The sequence below is a fragment of the Candidatus Aegiribacteria sp. genome (assembly GCA_021108005.1).
GTDB lineage: Bacteria > Fermentibacterota > Fermentibacteria > Fermentibacterales > JCC-6 > Aegiribacteria.
This window is the reverse complement of the sequence record JAIORS010000118.1, coordinates 1-4,174: the sequence shown is the minus strand read 5'-3', so window position 1 is coordinate 4,174 and position 4,174 is coordinate 1. Positions and strand designations below refer to the sequence as shown.

General features: G+C 45.0%; 5 protein-coding genes and 1 pseudogene. 2 read left to right on the top strand and 4 right to left on the bottom strand.

Annotated elements, in window-relative coordinates; genetic code table 11:
- The first annotated feature begins 158 nt into the window (after positions 1-158).
- Positions 159-656, top strand: coding sequence for a prepilin-type N-terminal cleavage/methylation domain-containing protein (locus K8S15_07415; GenBank protein ID MCD4775864.1), 498 nt, complete (start codon positions 159-161; stop codon positions 654-656).
- A 25-nt stretch (positions 657-681) separates the two neighbouring features.
- Here the strand turns inward: K8S15_07415 and K8S15_07410 are convergent, their stop codons facing one another.
- Positions 682-1,143 carry a hypothetical protein gene (locus K8S15_07410; protein MCD4775863.1) on the bottom strand — a complete coding sequence of 154 codons (462 nt, stop codon included), beginning with the start codon at positions 1,141-1,143 and terminating at the stop codon, positions 682-684.
- Between the two features lie 141 nt (positions 1,144-1,284).
- Here K8S15_07410 and K8S15_07405 point away from each other — a divergent pair, with 141 nt between their 5' ends.
- Positions 1,285-1,470: a hypothetical protein gene (locus K8S15_07405; protein MCD4775862.1), complete on the top strand. Its 186-nt coding sequence runs from the start codon at positions 1,285-1,287 to the stop codon at positions 1,468-1,470.
- 66 nt (positions 1,471-1,536) lie between these two features.
- Here the strand turns inward: K8S15_07405 and K8S15_07400 are convergent, their stop codons facing one another.
- From K8S15_07400 to K8S15_07390, 3 genes and pseudogenes are all read right to left on the bottom strand, one after another.
- Positions 1,537-2,619 (bottom strand): KamA family radical SAM protein, encoded by a 1,083-nt coding sequence (locus tag K8S15_07400; protein ID MCD4775861.1) that lies wholly within the window; start codon positions 2,617-2,619, stop codon positions 1,537-1,539.
- A gap of 270 nt (positions 2,620-2,889) precedes the next feature.
- A pseudogene (locus K8S15_07395) lies at positions 2,890-3,069 on the bottom strand (IS630 family transposase).
- A gap of 282 nt (positions 3,070-3,351) precedes the next feature.
- The gene (locus tag K8S15_07390; GenBank protein MCD4775860.1) at positions 3,352-3,933 is read right to left on the bottom strand and encodes a DsrE/DsrF/DrsH-like family protein; all 582 of its coding nucleotides are present in this window, start codon (positions 3,931-3,933) and stop codon (positions 3,352-3,354) included.
- Between the last annotated feature and the right edge of the window lie 241 nt (positions 3,934-4,174).

Below are 4,174 nucleotides of genomic sequence, written 5' to 3'. Positions count from 1 at the left end.
CAGGTCATGTCAATTCAAAGCTTCGAGATGCAGATTGCGAATTTCAATGAATACTAATACGTTTATGCGTTGTTTTATTTCTATCATCTATAATTAGTGAGATTGGCATGTTTTATGCACAAACTATATGTTAGTAAACAAAGGACATAAGGAGCAATATGAAAAAAGGATTTACACTTGTTGAGCTTATGATTGTGGTTGTTATTATCGGAATACTCGCAGCCATTGGAATTCCGAAATACAACAATCTAACAATCAACGCTAAGGCTGCTTCTGTGATCAGTGATACGCGTCTTATTCTAAGTGCGGCCCAGGCATACTTCGCTGGAAACGGTGAGTACCCCCCGGATTGCATCAGCTTCAATACAATTCCTGATGGAATGGAGGAATACCTGCCTGAAGACTTCAGCATGGACAGGCACTATGAGAATTGGAACGTTCGATTCTCTTTTGATAATTACCACAACTACAACGGTAGAGAAATGCCGGGATATGCCAGATGGTCCGGCACATGGATCACAATCAGTGTCTGGTCAAAAGACATGGATATCCTGAATGCGATTATGGAAGTTGCTCCTGATTACGCTATCTCCAACGTACCGCAATATCAGGGATTTGAAAGAGTAGCGGTGGTTCTTGAACCCTATGATTCCTAAAGCGGATTCATGTTGATATTCCGGGCTAGAACAGTCCCTCAGGTATTTCGTCAATATCCGATGTGTAGGAGTATACGCTGTCGCTGATGGTTGAGGTAAAGGTGAATGAGCCATCTGGATTCCGGGAGTATACATATCTATCTTCATCAAACTGATCCTGAAGATCCTCAGGATAGGAACCGTCTGCATCAACCTGTCTGTTAATCATCATAACAACCCAGTAGAATTCCTGGGCCGGAGTCAGGGCGAATTCCTCCTCGTTGCGGAATGAATCTACTCCGGAATTGCCGGCCATGATACCGAGTATGACCAGAACAATCATCAGTATGAACAGGATTCCGAGAATACCTGTTTTTAAAAGCACTTTTTTTCTTTCGTCATTCTTCTGACCGGATGAATTATCTGTACGTTGAGTCATTCTCTCTATGTTAGCTTCAGCCATTTCGAGATCCGGGGAATCATCATGATCGCTGTTGCTTGTATACATCCGGTTAACTCCCTTCTCAAGTACAAATTCTTGAGAGCGTCCGAAATTCTTGAGGTTTGACATTTGAAGAAGAAAGGGGCATCACATAACAGGTAATAAAAAACAAGCCTAACAATTTGAAAAACCTGGAGGTGAGCCCCAGTGAATATAAGAGTGGAAATTGAGCTTGATGTCAAGATGCCGGAAGATCGAGCAAATACATATCAAGGGCTCCATTCTCACTTGAAGAGGATGAGTTTTAACGATAACTCAAAGACAGTGATCTACAAGAGAGCGAAGCAGGTCATTTACTATGGAGCGTACAGTCAGGCATGGCGTGGCCGTTAATGCCGGATACCCTCGTCATGCATCGTAAAGCATAACTGTTCACTGGCTGTCGCTGAATCTCGTACTTTAACCGGGATGATCCAATCTGAAGAATGCACTTGAGTTGTCCGCGATACTCCTTTTCACCAGAATCGTTCTGCCCTTGTCTCCCGGGAAGGCCGCCCTGTGATAGACCATTACGAGATGCTCATCAGTCAGCCCGCATACATGGAGCTTTCCCGTATGGTGAGAAATGACATAACGGGCTCTGGCCGCAAGTCCTGAGCAACGACTCTGAGCCTCTCTGATAATCGTGTATGCCTCTAATGGTGGAACCGTGTATATGCTGTTTCCCACTGTTGGCCTTACCTGGAATATGTAGTAAGGTGCTACTCCTGCTGCCACAAGAGCGTTGAAGAGATCCTCCATTGCATCCACGCTGTCGTTCACTCCTCTGATTATCGGTGTCTGATTGCAGATAGCCACTCCACAACGTCTGAGCAGACTTATCGCCTCCAGAGCTTTTACACACAGTTCTCTGGAGTGCGTGAAATGACTCATAACATAGAGCTGCGCACCAGCAAGCTTGTCCAATTCATGAAGCAGATATCGATCTGCAATCACTCTGCCGGGATCCCATGCCAGCATCCTCGTGCCGATCCTGACTGCCTCTATCCGGGGCAGCCTGACGATCCGGGAAATGATTCCCATCAGCCGTCTGCTTGAAAGAGTGAGTGGATCACCGCCCGTGAGCAGTACATTCCTCACTTCGGGATGATTGCGAATGTACTCCAGGCAATCATTTATATCGGGGGGCGGCTCATTCGTGCATTCTCGGAGAAACAATCTTTTCCGGAAGCAGTACCGACAGTATCCGGCACACATGTGGCTTACAAGAAGCAGAACTGTATCAGGATACTTGTGCTGCATTCCGGGAAGAGCATAGTAGTTCTTCTCTCTGCTTGGATCGAGACTCCCGCCTGACTCCAACTCTCCTTCATCAGGCACCACAACTCTCCTCAGAGGATCATGAGGATCTTCCCAGTCCACAAGCGAGAGATAATGAGATGTTGTACGAAAGGGGAAGATCTCCGTCACCCGCTGAATGACCTCTGCCTCGTCTGTGCTTATTCCGGGAATGGCTTTGATATCCGTAATCGATGCTGACATGGCGCCATCCGCCCGCGTCGGTACTTGATACCATTACTCGTATGATCATGGTCGGTGCCGAGAAACTACACGAGCAGGACAATCACCTCCCATATTCTATGTGATAACTTTTGCAGTGATAGTCAAGGTGCTTCTTGAGCTTAAACTTCTCTGTTTTCAGAACGGCAGATGTATTCCGGTTGTATCATGGTGCTTTTGCTCAACAACGAGTTTTTCAAGGAAATAATTCGCGACCTCCTGACCGACTAGTAGATCGAATCATTTAAACCTTTACGAATACTGCGCGCTGAAGTCAAAATTCTTCCAGCGGTGAACAACGGGTTCCGCATTTGTCTCTGCAATTCCCTGAAGAATTCTCTCTTTGAGTTCATCTTTAGAATCAACACAAATATGTTTGAGAAAAGTCCGTGCTATTTTTGAAAAATATGTTTCAACCAGATTAAGCCAGGAACTTCGAGGTCCAGGATCCCATTGAGTGGATCGCGCGGATAACATCCCATATCCCGACGAAGGGAGCGAAGCAGGTCATTTACTATGGAGCGTACAGTCAGGCATGGCGTGGCCGTGAATGCCGCCAGGGTATCTTACCGACAGCAGCAACTCTGGTGGAAATATACGGATTAATACATCCCGGCGTTGAGAAGTATTCTCAGTTTACTGGGAGCTTGTCCCACCCTGTTGTTGCACTCATGTGGAGAAAGAACCAGAGCAGGTTTTCTTCCGCTTATCAGATCATATGAAAAGACTGTTCCTGCTCTCATGAGCCTCTGCCAGAAATTTCGCAACACCGCAGTATTCAAGATTCTTGTAGTCAACCATCTCTTCGTGTTTCATCCCCATTAAATCCATTGACATTTCACAGATAAAGATCTTAATGTTCATTTCCTGAGAGAGTTCAAGCAATTCAGCGAGTGTGACGATATTCTTCTTTTTCATCAGATGCTTCATCATAGAAGTTCCCGCGCCGGCCATATTCAGTTTTGACAGTTTTAACTCATCGAATCCCGTCGGAAGCATAAATCCGAACATCCTGGACATAAAATCTTTTTTTACTCTGAATTTCTTCCTCAGTGCAGCAGTTCCCCAGAATGTGAAAAATAAAGTAACCTCTGATCCCATCGCAGCCGCTCCTGTTGCTATAATGAAAGCTGCAATAAGTTTATCCAGTGAACCGGAAAAAACAATTATCGATAACTTATTTTTTGGGCTGTCCTTTTCCAGCAGTTCAATTCTATCCTTCAGCTCCTGGATCTGTTCATGCAAATTCTCCATGGTATTCTCTCTTTTCTCTTTATTCGATTTCTGCCTTTTCATGTCCGGCTTGCAAAAGTGCGTGAATTTGGTATCGTTCTTCTCGGGTGAGCTGTTTTGGGAAATTGTTTGTCTACACGATAAACATAATCAGGGGACATGCAGACTCTGCTGCGTGTCCCCTGATATAGCGGTAAAATCACACTGTTCTATAGATTATTGTTTTTCAGTTAAAGCATATGTAATAACCGTGGTGTATCCATCCGCTTCACCGTTATCAATCGTTATTACATAATCCCAGTCG

What these genes read in the sequence shown, in the direction of transcription:
- K8S15_07390 (MCD4775860.1), bottom strand. Translation starts at nt 3,933, where the DNA reads ATGAAAAGGCAGAAATCGAATAAAGAGAAAAGAGAGAATACCATGGAG.
- K8S15_07410 (MCD4775863.1), bottom strand. Translation starts at nt 1,143, where the DNA reads ATGTATACAAGCAACAGCGATCATGATGATTCCCCGGATCTCGAAATG.
- K8S15_07400 (MCD4775861.1), bottom strand. Translation starts at nt 2,619, where the DNA reads ATGTCAGCATCGATTACGGATATCAAAGCCATTCCCGGAATAAGCACA.
- K8S15_07415 (MCD4775864.1), top strand. Translation starts at nt 159, where the DNA reads ATGAAAAAAGGATTTACACTTGTTGAGCTTATGATTGTGGTTGTTATT.